The organism is Pokkaliibacter plantistimulans, assembly GCF_003194385.1.
GTDB classification, from domain to species: Bacteria; Pseudomonadota; Gammaproteobacteria; order Pseudomonadales; family Balneatricaceae; genus Pokkaliibacter; species Pokkaliibacter plantistimulans.
The window spans coordinates 94,382-109,863 of the sequence record NZ_LAPT01000022.1; the positions used below are offsets into that span (position 1 = coordinate 94,382).

Annotated in this window: 17 protein-coding genes and 1 rRNA gene; all 18 read left to right on the forward strand. The window is 52.5% G+C overall.

Annotated features, from left to right (window positions below; all coding sequences use genetic code 11):
• Positions 1-182: 182 nt before the first annotated feature.
• Positions 183-917, forward strand: a complete 735-nt coding sequence (trmJ, locus tag WH50_RS05870) for a tRNA (cytosine(32)/uridine(32)-2'-O)-methyltransferase TrmJ (RefSeq protein WP_110186482.1) — start codon at positions 183-185, stop codon at positions 915-917.
• Positions 918-1,057: 140 nt separating this feature from the next.
• On the forward strand, positions 1,058-1,540 hold the full coding sequence (gene iscR / locus WH50_RS05875; RefSeq protein ID WP_104155032.1) for a Fe-S cluster assembly transcriptional regulator IscR: 483 nt from the start codon (positions 1,058-1,060) through the stop codon (positions 1,538-1,540).
• Between the two features lie 60 nt (positions 1,541-1,600).
• Positions 1,601-2,815, forward strand: coding sequence for an IscS subfamily cysteine desulfurase (locus WH50_RS05880; protein WP_110186483.1), 1,215 nt, complete (start codon positions 1,601-1,603; stop codon positions 2,813-2,815).
• A 51-nt stretch (positions 2,816-2,866) separates the two neighbouring features.
• Positions 2,867-3,250: a Fe-S cluster assembly scaffold IscU gene (gene iscU, locus WH50_RS05885; RefSeq protein ID WP_104155030.1), complete on the forward strand. Its 384-nt coding sequence runs from the start codon at positions 2,867-2,869 to the stop codon at positions 3,248-3,250.
• A 50-nt stretch (positions 3,251-3,300) separates the two neighbouring features.
• Positions 3,301-3,624: an iron-sulfur cluster assembly protein IscA gene (gene iscA, locus WH50_RS05890; RefSeq protein WP_104155029.1), complete on the forward strand. Its 324-nt coding sequence runs from the start codon at positions 3,301-3,303 to the stop codon at positions 3,622-3,624.
• Positions 3,625-3,674: 50 nt separating this feature from the next.
• Complete coding sequence (hscB, locus tag WH50_RS05895; RefSeq protein ID WP_110186484.1) at positions 3,675-4,211, forward strand: Fe-S protein assembly co-chaperone HscB; 537 nt, start codon at positions 3,675-3,677, stop codon at positions 4,209-4,211.
• 19 nt (positions 4,212-4,230) lie between these two features.
• On the forward strand, positions 4,231-6,090 hold the full coding sequence (gene hscA / locus WH50_RS05900) for a Fe-S protein assembly chaperone HscA (protein WP_110186485.1): 1,860 nt from the start codon (positions 4,231-4,233) through the stop codon (positions 6,088-6,090).
• 8 nt (positions 6,091-6,098) lie between these two features.
• Complete coding sequence (fdx, locus tag WH50_RS05905; protein WP_104155026.1) at positions 6,099-6,437, forward strand: ISC system 2Fe-2S type ferredoxin; 339 nt, start codon at positions 6,099-6,101, stop codon at positions 6,435-6,437.
• A gap of 11 nt (positions 6,438-6,448) precedes the next feature.
• Positions 6,449-6,643, forward strand: a complete 195-nt coding sequence (gene iscX, locus WH50_RS05910; protein WP_110186486.1) for a Fe-S cluster assembly protein IscX — start codon at positions 6,449-6,451, stop codon at positions 6,641-6,643.
• A gap of 152 nt (positions 6,644-6,795) precedes the next feature.
• Positions 6,796-7,203 carry a nucleoside-diphosphate kinase gene (gene ndk / locus WH50_RS05915; RefSeq protein WP_104155024.1) on the forward strand — a complete coding sequence of 136 codons (408 nt, stop codon included), beginning with the start codon at positions 6,796-6,798 and terminating at the stop codon, positions 7,201-7,203.
• Positions 7,204-7,251: 48 nt separating this feature from the next.
• The gene (rlmN, locus tag WH50_RS05920) at positions 7,252-8,388 is read left to right on the forward strand and encodes a dual-specificity RNA methyltransferase RlmN (RefSeq protein WP_110186487.1); all 1,137 of its coding nucleotides are present in this window, start codon (positions 7,252-7,254) and stop codon (positions 8,386-8,388) included.
• A 45-nt stretch (positions 8,389-8,433) separates the two neighbouring features.
• A complete protein-coding gene (pilW, locus tag WH50_RS05925) occupies positions 8,434-9,192 on the forward strand; it encodes a type IV pilus biogenesis/stability protein PilW (protein ID WP_110186488.1) in 759 nt (252 codons plus the stop codon).
• Positions 9,189-10,256 carry a RodZ domain-containing protein gene (locus tag WH50_RS05930; protein ID WP_165838319.1) on the forward strand — a complete coding sequence of 356 codons (1,068 nt, stop codon included), beginning with the start codon at positions 9,189-9,191 and terminating at the stop codon, positions 10,254-10,256. Before pilW ends, WH50_RS05930 begins: the two co-directional genes overlap by 4 nt.
• Positions 10,257-10,312: 56 nt before the next feature.
• Positions 10,313-11,554: a histidine--tRNA ligase gene (gene hisS / locus WH50_RS05935; protein WP_243410011.1), complete on the forward strand. Its 1,242-nt coding sequence runs from the start codon at positions 10,313-10,315 to the stop codon at positions 11,552-11,554.
• Positions 11,555-11,565: 11 nt separating this feature from the next.
• Positions 11,566-12,228: a YfgM family protein gene (locus WH50_RS05940; protein WP_165838320.1), complete on the forward strand. Its 663-nt coding sequence runs from the start codon at positions 11,566-11,568 to the stop codon at positions 12,226-12,228.
• A 1-nt stretch (position 12,229) separates the two neighbouring features.
• A complete protein-coding gene (gene bamB / locus WH50_RS05945; protein WP_110186492.1) occupies positions 12,230-13,372 on the forward strand; it encodes an outer membrane protein assembly factor BamB in 1,143 nt (380 codons plus the stop codon).
• 81 nt (positions 13,373-13,453) lie between these two features.
• Positions 13,454-14,869, forward strand: coding sequence for a ribosome biogenesis GTPase Der (der, locus tag WH50_RS05950; protein ID WP_110186493.1), 1,416 nt, complete (start codon positions 13,454-13,456; stop codon positions 14,867-14,869).
• 438 nt (positions 14,870-15,307) lie between these two features.
• A 16S ribosomal RNA gene (locus tag WH50_RS05955) occupies positions 15,308-15,482 on the forward strand; the annotation flags it as partial.

Here is a 15,482-nt window from a genome sequence, read left to right on the forward strand (position 1 = left end):
ATTACCAATGACCGACGATTGTGATATCCGACTCATGATATCGGGGCAAGTGCGCAAGTATAACAAACTTCTGTCGACTCGCATCTGCCAAAGTGTGTCGAATGCGCCAATGATGTCGTCCAGTGGCGCATCTTTTTTTGTGGTTTGCTACAATAGCGCGCCATTTTTGTTGAGGTTTGAAAATGCTTGAGCGCGTCCGCATTGTTCTGGTCAATACGTCATTGCCTGCCAATATTGGGGCGGCCGCGCGAGCCATGAAGACCATGGGGTTGGCGCAGATGGTGCTGGTGGCGCCAAAGATATTTCCAAGCCCCGAGGCGGATACGCTGTCATCCGGCGCTACCGATATCCTTGCTCAGGCACGAGTCGTTTCTTCGTTGGATGAAGCCATCGCAGGGTGCCGGCTGGTCATTGGTACCAGCGCCCGATCACGCCATATTCCATGGCCGTTGCTCAATCCACGTGCAGCGGCGGCGCAAGCCTGGGCTGAACTGCCCGTAGGTGAAGTGGCTTTGGTCTTTGGTCGTGAGGATCGGGGTCTGACTAACGACGAATTGCACAAGTGTCATTATCACGTGCATATTCCGACCAACCCTGATTTCAGCTCGCTCAATCTGGCGGCTGCGGTTCAGGTACTGGCTTACGAAATGCGCATGCGTAGTCTGGAGGATGATCAGGTGGAGGCCCCCTTCTGGGGCGTGGATTGGGATATCGATGCCGCTCCTGCCGAAGATATTGAGCGACTGTTCGTGCATCTTGAGCAAGTGTTGGTCAAAGTTGATTTTCTTGATCCTGAAAACCCGAGACAGTTAATGACGCGGTTGCGCCGTCTGTTCCTGCGCTCGCGTCTCGACACTGTTGAGCTGAATGTGCTGCGTGGCTTCTTGACTGCTATCGAAAAATCGTCGAAGCAATAACCTACTAAATTGCTCAGCTATATACTTGATAAAAATAGTCGGGATTAGCATAATACGTCCATCTTGGTGATTTGATGAGTCAGGGCACGGTCTGTGTTCTGGCTTGGTATAAAGCTTAAGGCGCGCCGGGAGCGAGCACGATGCGACTGACAACCAAAGGGCGCTATGCCGTCACGGCGATGCTGGATCTGGCATTGCATCGTGGCAAAGGTCCCACCAGCTTGGCGGATATATCAGAGCGTCAGGGGATTTCGCTGTCCTATCTGGAACAGCTGTTTGCCAAACTGCGCCGACATGACCTGGTCAAGAGCGTGCGTGGTCCGGGGGGGGGCTATCAACTGAGTCGCGATCTTGAGTGTATCTTCGTGGCTCAGGTTGTGGACGCTGTTAACGAAACAGTAGATGCCACGGGGTGTGGCGGGCAGGGTGGCTGCCAGCAGATGGGAGAAACCTGTCTTACTCATCATCTATGGTGCGATCTGAGTGACCAGATTCATTCTTTTTTGAGTGGTATCAGTCTGGCTGATCTGGTCTCGCGTCGTGAAGTGCAAGCCACCGCAGAGCGTCAGGATCGTCGCCATCAGAGCAGACAAATGAGTGCTGATCGAATCGCCGTAGGCTGATCGGTACCCAGACCGTGATTTTGCTATTTGAGGAAGGGTTTCGGCCCTGGAGAGTTAAGCATGAAGTTGCCTATTTTTCTTGATTACCAGTCCACTACCCCTGTTGACCCTCGTGTTGCTGAGAAAATGGTCCAGTGTCTTACGATGGATGGCGTTTTCGGCAACCCGGCGTCGCGATCACATGTGTTTGGCTGGAAAGCAGAAGAGTTGGTTGAGCAGGCGCGTGATCAGGTAGCTGACCTGATTGGTGCCGACTCTCGTGAAATTGTCTGGACATCCGGCGCGACCGAAGCGAGTAACCTGGCTATCAAGGGCGCTGCGCACTTCTACCAGAAAAAAGGCAAGCACGTTATCACCTCCAAGATCGAACACAAGGCAACGCTGGACTCGTGCCGGCAGCTGGAGCGTGAAGGTTTCGAGATTACCTACCTGACGCCTAACGCCAATGGCATGATCGAGCCTGAAATGGTGGCAGAGGCTCTGCGTGATGACACCGTGTTGGTGAGTCTGATGCATGCCAACAATGAAATTGGCACCATTACTGATATTGCTGCCATCGGCAAACTGACGCGTGAGCGTGGCATTTTGCTGCATGTTGATGCGGCACAGAGCGTAGGTAAGATTCCTGTCGACGTTGAAGCAATGAATGTTGACCTGATGTCGCTTACTGCTCACAAGATTTATGGCCCCAAAGGCATCGGTGCACTCTATGTGCGTCGCAAACCGCGTGTTCGTATCGAAGCACAGATGCATGGTGGTGGTCATGAGCGCGGTATGCGTTCAGGCACACTGCCTACTCACCAGATTGTTGGCATGGGCGAGGCCTATCGTATTGCCAAGCTGGATATGGAAAAGGATGCTGCCCATGCCAGCGCGCTGCGTAACCGTCTGTGGAATGGTGTTAAAGATATGGAGGCGGTGTACCTCAATGGCGACGCAGACCATCGGGTGGCGGGTAACCTGAATATTAGCTTTGCCTATGTGGAAGGCGAGTCGCTGCTGATGTCCCTGAAAGACTTAGCGGTATCCTCTGGTTCGGCCTGTACGTCGGCCAGCCTGGAACCTTCCTATGTGCTGCGTGCACTGGGTTTGAATGATGAGCTGGCACACAGTTCAATCCGTTTTGGTATCGGCCGCTTCACCACTGAAGAAGAGGTGGACTACGCCGTGGAATTGATTCGCAAGGCAGTAGATAAACTGCGTGAGCTTTCTCCCCTCTGGGATATGTATAAAGAGGGTGTTGATCTGAGCACGGTGGAGTGGGCTCATCATTGATGATGGGCTTCAAGTACTACGCACATTTCAGAGAAAGTTGAGGAGATTGATATGGCTTACAGTGACAAAGTAATCGACCACTACGAAAACCCCCGCAACGTTGGCAAGCTTGATGCGGCTGACCCTACTGTGGGGACTGGCATGGTAGGAGCGCCTGCCTGCGGAGACGTGATGCGTCTGCAAATCAAGGTCAATGAGCAGGGTGTAATTGAAGATGCCAAGTTCAAGACCTACGGCTGTGGTTCCGCCATCGCTTCCAGCTCGCTGGTTACCGAGTGGATGAAAGGGATGACTCTGGATCAGGCCGCTGAAATCAAGAACACTTCTATCGCTGAAGAGTTGGCCCTGCCTCCGGTCAAGATCCATTGCTCGGTATTAGCTGAAGACGCCATCAAGGCAGCCATTGACGATTATCGCGCCAAGGTTGCGAAGTGATTTGACTGTGACAGTGCCAGCTTTGCTGGCACCCAGGAGAGCGAGTGGAAATGGGCATAAGCATGACAGAAGCGGCCGCGCGCCATGTCGATCGCTACATCAAAGGGCGTGGACAAGGGCAGGGCGTACGCCTCGGTGTGCGAACCTCTGGTTGTTCCGGGCTGGCTTACGTTCTGGAGTTTGTTGATCAGCCGGATGACACAGACGAAGTTTTTGAGTCGTTTGGAGTCAAAGTGTTCATTGATCCAAAAAGCCTAGCTTACCTCGATGGTACCGAGCTGGATTTCGTCAAGGAAGGTCTGAACGAAGGCTTTAGGTTTAACAACCCTAATGTACGCAGTGAATGCGGATGTGGTGAAAGCTTTAACGTCTGAATTAGCAGGCGTCATGAGTTTCCCTTGTTTTCCAGCCAGTGAAGCCTGCCATGGATTTTCGTCAGAACTACTTTGAGCTGTTCGGTCTGCCGGTGTCTTTTGCGGTGGAACAGGTGGTGTTGCAGCAGCGGTATCAGGAGTTGCAGAAAAGCCTGCACCCGGATCGCCATGCAGCAGCCAGTTCGCAGCAGCAGCGCATGGCACTGCAGTACGCCACCTATGTAAATGAAGGATTGGCTACGCTGAAGTCACCTCTGAAGCGCGCTGGCTACTTGCTGCAGTTGGCAGGTCTGGATGTGCGATCAGAAGCCAACACTACCAAAGATGTCAACTTCCTGATGCAGCAAATGGAGTGGCGCGAAGCCTTGCAGGAGGCCAATGCTGCTACTGACCCCTTTGCAGTGCTGAACAGTGTTCGAGATGAAGTCGGGCAAGCACGTGACGGGTTATATCAACGCTTTGTCAGCGCCTGGCAGCAAGGGGACGCCGATTCCCTCGCTCAGGCGCACGAATGCCATCGCCAGCTGCAATTCATGCATAAGCTGCTCGACGAAGTTGATGCCATGGAAGAACGGCTCGACGACTAATCATCATTAAGGTATTGCCGTGCTACTGCAGATATCAGAACCGGGCCAAAGCCCACAGCCTCATCAAAGCAAGCGAGCGGTAGGTATTGATCTGGGGACGACCAACTCCCTGGTGGCTACTGTACGCAGCGGTGAACGAGTTACCCTGGCCGATGAGCAAGGCAGGGATATCGTTCCTTCTATTGTGCGCTATGCCGAAACCGGTATTGAAGTGGGTGAGGTTGCGCGCGCAGCCATGGCTATCGATTCGGAAAATACCCTGTCATCAATCAAGCGCCTGATGGGGCGTGGTATTGCTGATGTTGACAGCTCGACGCTTGCTTATCAGCTGGAAGCCAGTGATTCAGGTATGCCCTATGTGCGTACGCGGGCAGGTCTGGTCAGTCCTGTGCAGGTCTCTGCCGAGATTCTGAAAACTCTGGCAATGCGTGCCAGGGCTTCGCTAGGTGGTGAGCTGGACGGTGTTGTGATCACCGTGCCGGCATACTTTGATGATGCTCAGCGTCAGGCGACCAAAGACGCTGCTCGACTGGCTGGTTTGCAGGTGCTCCGTCTGTTGAATGAACCTACGGCAGCCGCTGTCGCCTATGGGCTGGATGAGCAGGCAGAGGGGATCATCGCTGTCTATGATCTGGGCGGTGGTACCTTTGATATTTCCATCCTGCGCCTGCACAAGGGTGTGTTCGAGGTCATGGCCACAGGCGGTGATTCGGCGCTGGGTGGTGACGATTTCGATATGGCTATTGCTCGTTGGGCAGTGACGCAGTGGCAACTGCCTGAGGCTGAGCTATCAGGGCGGGACTGGCGCCTGCTGTTGCAGTCTGCCTGTGCCGCCAAAGAGCAGTTGGCTCAGCATGAAGACGTACAGCTGCAGCCCGCGCTGCCCGGCATAGAGTCAACACTGGTGCTGACCCGCCAACAGATGAGCCATTTGCTGGATGGTCTGGTGCAGCGTACGTTGCGAGCCTGTCGCAAAGTCCTGCGTGATGCGGGTATCTCTGCTCAGGAGGTGAAGGACGTCGTTATGGTGGGTGGCTCTACCCGCACCCTGTATGTGCGTGAGCAGGTCGCAGCCTTTTTTGATCGCCAGCCACTGACCTCCATTGATCCAGATAAGGTAGTGGCACTGGGCGCTGCCGCCCAGGCTGATATTTTGGTCGGTAACAAGCGCGATGCTGACATGCTGTTGCTGGATGTGATTCCGCTGTCTCTTGGTCTGGAGACGATGGGTGGTTTGGTCGAGCGTGTTATTGATCGGAATACGGTGATTCCGGCTGCCCGCGCGCAGGAGTTTACGACTTTCCGCGATGGTCAAACGGCGATGATGATTCACGTGGTGCAGGGCGAGCGTGAACTGGTTTCTGATTGCCGCTCTCTGGCGCGTTTTGAGCTACGAGGTATTCCTCCGTTGGCTGCAGGCGCAGCACGTATTCGCGTGACGTTTCAGGTGGATGCAGATGGCTTGTTGAGTGTGGCTGCAGAAGAACTGTCTACTGGCGTCAGTAGCAGTGTCGTGGTCAAGCCCTCCTATGGGCTTTCCGAAGATGAAATCGGGTCGATGCTGAAGGCGTCCTATCAGTTTGCTGAAGTGGATATGGCCGCACGGGCCCTGCGAGAGCAACAGGTTGAGGCGGATCGTCTGCTGGAAGCGCTGGACAGTGCCTTGGAAGCTGATCAAACGCTTCTGTCTGCAGCAGAGTTGCAGGCAATGCGCGAAGACATGGCGCAGCTGCTGACGTTACGCCAGCAGACACAAGATCACACTGCCTTGTCGGCGGCGATTGAGGCTTTGAGCCAGAGTACCGATTACTTTGCTGCCCGACGCATGGATCGCAGCATTCACGATGCGCTGGCCGGCCATCGTGTAGATGAATTTTGAGGTGATAGATGACACAGATTATTTTTCTTCCCCACGAAGAAGTCTGCCCTGAAGGCAAGGTGATCGAAGTTGAGCCAGGGGTGTCGATCTGTGATGCAGCACTGCGTCATGGCATTGAGATAGAGCACGCGTGCGAGAAGTCCTGTGCCTGTACCACCTGCCATGTCATCGTCCGCGAAGGTTACAGTAGCCTCAACGAGGCAGATGAGCTGGAAGAGGATATGCTCGACAAGGCGTGGGGTCTGGAGCCTGATTCGCGGTTGAGTTGTCAGGCTATCGTGGGTGACACGGATCTGGTTGTGGAGTTACCCAAGTACACCCTGAATCACGCATCAGAGCGTCATTGAGGAGCATCGTTATGCACTGGACTGATGTACAGGACATTGCCATTGAGTTGGCTGAAGGGCATCCCGATGTGGATCCCCAATATGTTCGATTTACCGATTTGCATCGCTGGGTGTGCGAGCTGGAAGGATTTGAAGATGATCCTGAGCGCTCCAATGAAAAAATTCTTGAAGCGATCCAAATGGCCTGGATCGAAGAAGCGCGTTAGACCCTGTGATGCATGATAAGTTGTTGATTGCATGTCGCCCGCTATTGCGGGCGTTTTGTTTTTGTGGATAACCCTACTCAGGGTAAAGGCTCTCACGTATAATGCCCGGTTTAACTTCCAACCCCTAATCAAAGCATTTGCTGGAGAGAAAAATGGCTATCGAACGTACCCTGTCCATCATCAAGCCTGACGCAGTTAAAAAGAATGTAATCGGTGAAATCATCACTCGTTTCGAGCGTGCTGGCCTGAAAGTTGTGGAAGGTAAACTGGTTACTCTGTCTCGTGAAGATGCCGAAGGCTTCTATGCTGAGCACAAAGAACGCGGTTTCTTCAATGACCTGGTATCTTTCATGACTTCTGGTCCTGTTTTTGTACAGGTGTTGGAAGGCGAAGAAGCCATTGCTAAAAACCGCCAGATCATGGGCGCGACCAACCCTAAAGAAGCAGCTGCTGGCACTCTGCGTCATGATTACGCGGATTCTATCGATGCCAACGCTGTACACGGTTCTGACTCCTCTACTTCAGCTGCTCGCGAAATCGCTTACTTTTTCGGCGGCTGATTCCCGGGTGGATTAGTCCACCTTTGACTGATTGAAATGACTTGCCCCATGAACGAACAGAACACCAAAGTAAATATTCTCGGCTACTCTTTGCCAAAGCTGATTGCTTTCTTTGAGAGTCTGGGTGAAAAGAAATTTCGTGCCATTCAGGTGCTGAAGTGGATTCACCAGCGTGGGGCGAAGTCATTCGAAGATATGACGGATATTAGTAAGAACCTGCGTCACAAGCTTGAACAGGTCGCTGAGATTCGCGATCCGGAAGTGATCTATCAACACTTTTCCAAAGACGGTACTCGCAAGTGGGTAGTGCGTGTCGGTGAAAGCAACTCGGTGGAAACTGTGCTGATTCCCGATGGTGACCGCGCTACGTTGTGTGTCTCGTCACAGGTCGGCTGCTCACTTGACTGCAGCTTCTGCTCCACCGGTAAGCAAGGGTTCAACCGTAACCTGTCTGCTGCGGAGATTATCGGTCAGCTGCGTGTCGCCATTGGCTCCTTTGGTCCGTTTGATCCTGCGGGTGATCGCCGCGTGACCAATGTGGTAATGATGGGAATGGGTGAGCCACTGATGAATTTTGACCCGGTGGTAGATGCCATGAGCCTGATGATGGAGGACAACGCCTATGGTTTGTCCAAACGTCGGGTAACGCTGAGTACCGCAGGAGTAGTGCCTATGCTGGATAAGCTGGGTGACGTGACGGATGTTTCTCTGGCGGTATCTCTGCATGCGCCGACCAATGAGCTGCGCGACAAGATAGTACCTATCAACAAGAAATACCCTATTGAAGAGCTGGTTGCTGCCTGTAAGCGCTACCTCGACAAGTGTGATGACAAGCGCGGCATTACCTTTGAGTACACCATGCTGCGAGGCGTGAATGACCAGCCTGAACATGCCAAAGCGCTGGTTAAGGTATTGCGCCAGGTACCCTGTAAATTGAACCTGATTCCGTTTAATCCCTTCCCGAACTCGGGTTATGAGCGTTCTACGGATGAAGCCATCAAGGCGTTCCAGAATTATGTTTCCCATGCCGGTATCGTTACTACCGTGCGGACTACCCGTGGCGATGATATCGATGCAGCCTGTGGTCAGTTGGTAGGCAAGGTTGATGATCGCACCCGTCGCAGCGAGCGCTATATTAAATTGGTTGATCAGTCCTTGACGGTTCGTGATAACCTTGGAATCTGAGTCAGCTTGATAATCGTTGTTATCTGAACAAGTAAGGAGTAGTGGATGCGCCACACAGCATGGATAGGACTGCTGACCATGTGTTTGCTCCAAGGGTGTGCCACTACTTCTAATCCTCCAAAACCTTCTGCTAAGGAACAGCGCGAGCAAGCGGTGCGTGCTGCCCAGGCTTATGTCCGCCTTGGCCTGGGATATCTTCAGGCTGGTCGGCCGGAATCTGCCATAAAGCCTCTGCAACGTGCCAAAGAGCTGGATCCTAATGATGTAGAAGTACTGAATGCCTGGGCCATGATGTATGCCGCCCAGGGTGAGCAGGGCTTGGCTGAGCAAACGTTTGATCAGGCTATTGCCCGCCATCCTGCCGATGCGCGGTTGCACAACAACTACGGAGCGTATCTGTTTTCAGTGGGTAAGGCTCAGCAGGGCTGTGCACAGGTAAAGCTGGCCGCAGAAGATCCCCTCTACACCCAGCGTGCTCAGGCGTTTGAAAACCTGGGTCGCTGTGCTTTAATTCAGGGCGACTTGGCAGGTGCCCGAGAAAACCTAAATCGCGCAGTCAAGCTGTCGCCCATGTCACCACAGACATGGTATGCCCTTGCTCAAGTAGACATGAAACTATCAGACCCTAAGCAAGCTGCGATCGACTTTTCCTTTTTTAATCGTTTGGTAAAACAAGGCTATGCGAAGCACAACCCGGAGACGCTGGCTCTGGGAAAACGCATTGCTGAACAAAGCGGCAACAAGTCACTACTTGAAGAGTTGAATGTGTGGACACAGCCTGCAACCCCAGGAGCCTCGGAGTGAACGAGACAGATGAACTTTCAGCTGGCCTGAGTCCTGATGGCATTTTTCCCGGCAATTTGCTGCGTGTGGGACGTGAGCGTCTGGGGCTTTCACTAGATGATGCTGCACGGCAACTGCACCTGACTAAGTTCTATGTGCAGGCACTGGAAAGCGGAGATTTCTCTCGCTTGCCCAAGCCACCCTTTGTCAGAGGGTACATCAAGGCGTATGCCAAGCTCCTTGGGCAGCCGGAGCATATCTGGCTTGGCCCGTATGAGCAGATGGTAGGTGTGCAGGAGCAGCCTCGCATCGCTCCTCTGCCTAATGTAGGTAAAGTGAAGCGTCAGGCGCGTATTACGGACCCGTTGATGCGGATACTGACTATCCTGTTCTTGCTGGCGCTGGCGGTATTGTCCTTGCTCTGGTGGAAAGAGCAGCACCAGTTCACTAATCCTAGCGAAATATTCCATAACCTGATCAGCAAAATTACTGTCTCCACACTGGAGGGAGACAAGCAGATCGTGCTGGCTGACCCGGCAGAAGAGAATAACAGTGTATCCTTGCCGCTGAGTGCCAGTCAGATCAATGCCTCAGTGACGGGTGACAATGAGTCAGCACCGACAGCAGCTGCCGATGAGGCCGCTATGAATAATATTGCCCCTTCTACGGAGACGGCAAACACGGAGTCTGCAGTGACAGCATCTACTGCTCCCGTTGGGCCTTCTGCTGATGTCGCAATTGCTACTGAGCCAGGTGCAACGAGTGATCAGCAGGTTGTAGATGAGGACATGTCGAATGCTACCGCTCCTGCGCAAGATGTGCCTGCAGGGCCTCCTGGCACAGATTATGTGGTGATTAAATTCAAGTCCGACTGCTGGTTCCAGCTTCAGGATGGTGATGGCAAGCGGTTAATGGCTGCTATTAAGTCCACTGGTGATGAAGTCGCCATGCATGTGAAGCCACCGGTGCGTCTGGTGATCGGTTATATGCCTGGTATCGAGTCCATCAGTATCGATAGTAATGCGGTTGATATCAGTCAGTACGCTGGACGTGATGTCGTACGTATGACATTGCCGCAAAACTGAATCCATTTATCTGTATTGGGGAAGACGCTTTGGCAAAGATTCAAGCCATTCGCGGGATGAATGACGTACTGCCACAAGACTCGGTCGTTTGGCAGTATCTCGAAGCGCAAGTGAAAGACGTGTTGGACGCCTACGGCTACAGTGAAATTCGTATGCCCGTGGTGGAGTACACCCACCTGTTTAAGCGCTCCATCGGTGAAGTAACGGACATCGTCGAGAAGGAAATGTATACCTTCGAGGATCGCAACAACGAAAGTCTTACGTTACGCCCAGAAGGTACCGCTAGCTGTGTACGCGCAGCGGAAGAACATGGCTTGCTGTTCAATCAGACTCAGCGTCTCTGGTATCAGGGGCCGATGTTTCGTTACGAAAAGCCACAGAAGGGGCGCTACCGGCAATTCCACCAGATTGGTGTAGAAGCTTTTGGTATGTCAGGAGCCGAGCTGGACGCTGAGCTGATTCTGTTGACTGCAAGGCTATGGAAGTCGCTTGGTCTGCTGGAACATGTCACTTTGGAGCTTAACTCATTGGGCAGTAGTGAAGCCAGAGCGCACTATCGTCAGGTACTGGTGGACTACCTTCTCCAGTTTGAAGCTCAACTGGACGAAGACAGCAAACGCCGCCTTGCCAGCAACCCACTACGTATTCTGGATTCAAAAGATCCGAATACTCAGGATATTTTGCGTCAGGCGCCCATGCTGGAGGATTACCTTGATGAGGAATCCAAAGAGCACTTTGCTGAGCTTTGCCACATTCTGGATACCAATGGTATCCGCTATGTTCTGAATCCCAAGCTGGTGCGTGGCTTAGACTATTACAATCGAACGGTTTTTGAGTGGACTACCTCGTCGCTGGGTGCACAAGGCACTGTCTGTGCCGGTGGTCGTTATGACGGACTGGTTGCTCAGTTGGGCGGCAAGAGTACTCCCGGTGCAGGTTTTGCTATGGGAGTTGAACGCTTGGTGCTGATGCTGGAGACCCTGCAACTAGTACCTGAGTCTGCTCGCCAGACGTTGGATTTGTATCTTGCTGCGGAGCATAAAGGTTTGCAGGCTGCTTTGATCAGTCTGGCCGAACAGCTTCGTACTGCCATACCTGGCCTGCGCTTGCGTAGTCATTGTGCGGGCTTGAAGAACATCAATGCTAAAGCACAGCAAGCTGGCGCCACGCTGGCCTTGATCGTCAAACAAAATGGTGAATCATTGTGCGGTACGCTCTGGCAGGATGGATCGCCGCAAGAAGTAAATGCAGAAGGTTTTGTGGCAGCTATAGTCGCGGCGCTCAATAAGCAAGTATAAGGAATAGCCCTGTGAGTGAACTGAGAACCGAAGAGGAGCAGCTTGAGCTGATCCGCAATTGGTGGAAAGAAAACGGTAAGTCGCTGATTTTAGGTGTGGCTGTCGCTGCTGCTGCGGTAGTAGGTTGGAAAGCATGGCAACATCATCAGCAAACATACTACGGCAATGCCTCCGCACTTTATCAAGGCCTGGTGCAAGGAGTAGCAGCTGCACAGGGTGGTAAAGCCAGTAACGAGCAGTTGGCTACCTATGAGCATGTTTCAGAGCAATTGAAAAAGGATTATGCCGATACCAGCTATGCGCGATTCGCTGCGCTACTGCTCGGTAAGGTCTATGCCGATGCAGGGCAGCTTGATAAAGCTCAGAGCCAGTTGCAATGGGTACATGATCAAGAAAGTACTACTGATATTGGCGAGCTGGCAGAGCTGCGTCTGGCTCGTGTTCTCTTTGCAGATAAAAAGGGTGCTGAGGCGCTCGGAATGTTACAGGATCACGGTGGCCTATATGCCCCTGAGCGGGCGGAACTGCGTGGTGATATTCTGAGCCTGCAAGGTAAAACTGCTGAGGCACGACAGGCTTATATGGAAGCCCAGGCTCTCTATCAGGAAGCTGGACGGCAGAGCCCGGTGCTGGCGATGAAGTTGGATGATCTCGCCGTAGCGAAGGGAGCATGATATGGCATGGCGTAACTACACGGCTGTTCTCCTGGTTTCATCAGTATTGTCTGGCTGTAGTCTGTGGCAGGGTACTCCGGAAAACGAGCCTGCAGAGCTGCAGTCTATTGATGCAACGCTGAAGATCAAATCTGCCTGGCATGTAGACGTTGGCTCAAGTAATACAGATGAAAAGGTAGGTCTGACCCCGGCACTGAGTGAAACGTCGGTATTTGCTGCGACCAATGAAGGTGTGATTGCTGCCTACGATCGAGAAAGTGGTAAGCAGCTCTGGAAACGGGACATGGAAGCACGCATCAGTGGTGGAGTGGGCTTCAACGGTGACCTGGTTGTGGTCGGTACGTTAGATGGCCAGTTGTACGCGCTGGATGCCGCTTCCGGTGAAACACGCTGGCAGATTGATGCGCCAACAGAAGTACTGTCTCCGCCACAGGGCAGTAGCAGCATTGTGGTCGTGCAGTACATTGACGGCAGCCTAATTGCCTACAATGCGCTTGATGGTAAACAAGTCTGGCGTTATGACAGCAATGCGCCGTCTTTGACTCTGCGTGGAACGGCCTTCCCGTTGGTGTTCAACAATGCAACCATTGCCAACTTTTCCTCTGGCAAGATGGTGCTGTTGACCAATGACACTGGCGCAACCGTTTGGGAGCAGCGTCTGGCTATGCCCAAGGGACGCTCTGAGCTGGAGCGTGTAGTGGATGCGCAAGGGCGGCCTGCCTTTATGGAAAATGTACTCTACAGCGTTACCTATCAAGGTGATCTGACAGCATTGGATGCTTCTTCAGGTCGGGTGTTGTGGAGCAAGCCATTCTCCAGTGCTAAAGGCGTTGCGGTAGACTCGACGTCAGTTTATGCGGTTGATGACGAAGGTGATGTCGTGGCATTCGACCGTAATAACGGTGCTGTGCTGTGGAAGCAGGATGCATTGAAATATCGTGGACTGGGTACACCAGTGATCTGGGGTGATGTGCTTGCCGTGTCTGACTTTGAAGGCTATGTGCATATTCTGTCCCGCTTTGATGGCCGTTTCATGAACCGCTATCAGGTTGATAGTGACGGTGTTGGCGGCGATATGCAGTCTGTTGGTCAGAGTTTATATATACTTGGCAACAGTGGTCGCTTGGAAGAGCTGCAGTATTGATTGCAGCTATTGAACATACACAGGCGGCCGTCGACTGACGGCCGTTTGTTTTTCTGAATTCGCTAAAATGGTTTTACACCGATGAATCCTGTCGTTGCTTTAGTGGGGCGCCCCAATGTTGGCAAATCCACACTCTTCAACCGTCTGACACGTACAAATGATGCGTTGGTAGCGGATATGCCAGGGGTGACCCGCGATCGTAAGTACGGCGAAGGGCGTATAGGTGACCGTGCTTATATTGTGGTGGATACTGGCGGTATCAGTGGCAATGAAGACGGTATTGATGCCGCTATGGCCGGACAGTCACTACAGGCCATTGAAGAGGCTGATGTCGTACTGTTTTTGGTGGATGCGCGTGCTGGGCTGAATCCTGCTGATGAGATGATTGCGGATCATTTGCGTCGCCTGAACAAGGCTGCCTGGGTGGTCGTCAACAAGACCGATGGTATGGATCCAGATGTAGCCATGGTGGACTTCCATGGTCTGGGCTTACAAGGGCCTTTACCGATTGCGGCAGCTCATGGACGCGGTATTCGTAGTCTGATTGAAGTGACTATGGCTGATTACCCGGTTGTTGAGGAGCAGGAGCGGCTTCTTGAACTGGAAAGTCGCGGTATTCGCATCGGTGTGGTGGGGCGTCCTAATGTTGGCAAATCCACATTGGTCAATCGGATGCTGGGCGAAGATCGAGTAGTTGTATATGACCATGCAGGGACTACGCGTGACAGCATCTATATCCCCTATGTGCGCAATGATCAGGATTACACGCTGATCGATACGGCAGGGGTTAGGCGTCGCCGCAGTGTTAATGAGGCAATCGAAAAATTTTCTATTGTCAAAACATTACAGGCTATCAAAGATTCACATGTCGTTATCTGTGTGCTGGATGCACGCGATGGTCTGTCCGAACAGGATCTGCACTTGATCGGGTTCGTCATTGAATCGGGTCGAGCACTCGTCATTGCTGTCAATAAATGGGATGGCATGACACAAGAGCAGAAAGATGAAATCCGTCGCCAGTTGGATCGTCGGCTGGTATTTGCGCATTTCGCCGACATGCATTTTATTTCTGCTCTGCACGGCACGGCTGTGGGAGATCTGTATAAATCAGTTAATGAAGCATATGCCTCGGCGATGCACAAATGGTCTACTAGTCGGTTGACCCGCCTGTTGCAGGATTGCGTGCAGGACCATCAGCCACCGATGGTAAAAGGACATCGCATCAAACTGCGTTATGCTCACCAGGGCGGCTCCAATCCTCCCTTGTTTATAGTGCACGGTAATTCAACTAATGATCTGCCAGGTGCTTATCAGCGTTATTTGGAAAACCGCTTTGCACAGGTGCTGAATATTAAGGGAACACCTGTGCGATTCAGTTTTAAGAGCAGTGACAACCCATTTGCAGATAAGCCCAAAACTAAGACCGCAAGACAGCTGCGCGATGAAGCACGCCAGCGTCGCTTGGTGCGGAATATCAAGCGAAGCGAAAAGCGCTAATTTAAGACTTTCTCTGATAAGGCCCTACGGGGCCTTTTGCGCTTGTGGTGGTTAGTTTTAGGTGTTTTGCATTTTGTTGAGAAGAGTGTTGACAGACTCCCGGAAGTGCCTATAATGCGCCCCCACTGAACACGCAGCAACGCGCTGAGTGCTCCGGAAGAAAAAGAAGATGTTAAAATTCAGTACCTTAGCCGGCAACGGCGAATGCTGAAGAAAAGCCAAGCGAAAATGCGGCTTGACATCTTCCGGTGATTCGATAGAATGCGCACCTCTTCTTTACTGGTGGTTGCGATCACCAGCTGCTCTTTAAAAATCAATCGGATAATTCGTGTGGGCACTTGTTCCTGACTCGACAAAATAGTCAGAGAACGATGCTCAATTCGTTGAGTAATGTGGATCTCTGAGCCAAGTTTGGTGCACTTAAGCACTGTATGAATTGAACTGAAGAGTTTGATCATGGCTCAGATTGAACGCTGGCGGCAGGCCTAACACATGCAAGTCGGGCGGTAGCACAGAGAAGCTTGCTTCTTGGGTGACGAGCGGCGGACGGGTGAGTAACGCGTAGGAATCTACCTGGTAGTGGGGGATAGCCCGGGGAAACCCGGATTAATAC

Excerpts from the sequence above, each read along its gene's own strand:
- trmJ (WP_110186482.1), top strand. The coding sequence starts at position 183 with ATGCTTGAGCGCGTCCGCATTGTTCTGGTCAATACGTCATTGCCTGCC.
- iscR (WP_104155032.1), top strand. The coding sequence starts at position 1,058 with ATGCGACTGACAACCAAAGGGCGCTATGCCGTCACGGCGATGCTGGAT.
- WH50_RS05880 (WP_110186483.1), top strand. The coding sequence starts at position 1,601 with ATGAAGTTGCCTATTTTTCTTGATTACCAGTCCACTACCCCTGTTGAC.
- iscU (WP_104155030.1), top strand. The coding sequence starts at position 2,867 with ATGGCTTACAGTGACAAAGTAATCGACCACTACGAAAACCCCCGCAAC.
- iscA (WP_104155029.1), top strand. The coding sequence starts at position 3,301 with ATGGGCATAAGCATGACAGAAGCGGCCGCGCGCCATGTCGATCGCTAC.
- hscB (WP_110186484.1), top strand. The coding sequence starts at position 3,675 with ATGGATTTTCGTCAGAACTACTTTGAGCTGTTCGGTCTGCCGGTGTCT.
- fdx (WP_104155026.1), top strand. The coding sequence starts at position 6,099 with ATGACACAGATTATTTTTCTTCCCCACGAAGAAGTCTGCCCTGAAGGC.
- iscX (WP_110186486.1), top strand. The coding sequence starts at position 6,449 with ATGCACTGGACTGATGTACAGGACATTGCCATTGAGTTGGCTGAAGGG.
- ndk (WP_104155024.1), top strand. The coding sequence starts at position 6,796 with ATGGCTATCGAACGTACCCTGTCCATCATCAAGCCTGACGCAGTTAAA.
- rlmN (WP_110186487.1), top strand. The coding sequence starts at position 7,252 with ATGAACGAACAGAACACCAAAGTAAATATTCTCGGCTACTCTTTGCCA.
- pilW (WP_110186488.1), top strand. The coding sequence starts at position 8,434 with ATGCGCCACACAGCATGGATAGGACTGCTGACCATGTGTTTGCTCCAA.
- hisS (WP_243410011.1), top strand. The coding sequence starts at position 10,313 with ATGAATGACGTACTGCCACAAGACTCGGTCGTTTGGCAGTATCTCGAA.
- bamB (WP_110186492.1), top strand. The coding sequence starts at position 12,230 with ATGGCATGGCGTAACTACACGGCTGTTCTCCTGGTTTCATCAGTATTG.
- der (WP_110186493.1), top strand. The coding sequence starts at position 13,454 with ATGAATCCTGTCGTTGCTTTAGTGGGGCGCCCCAATGTTGGCAAATCC.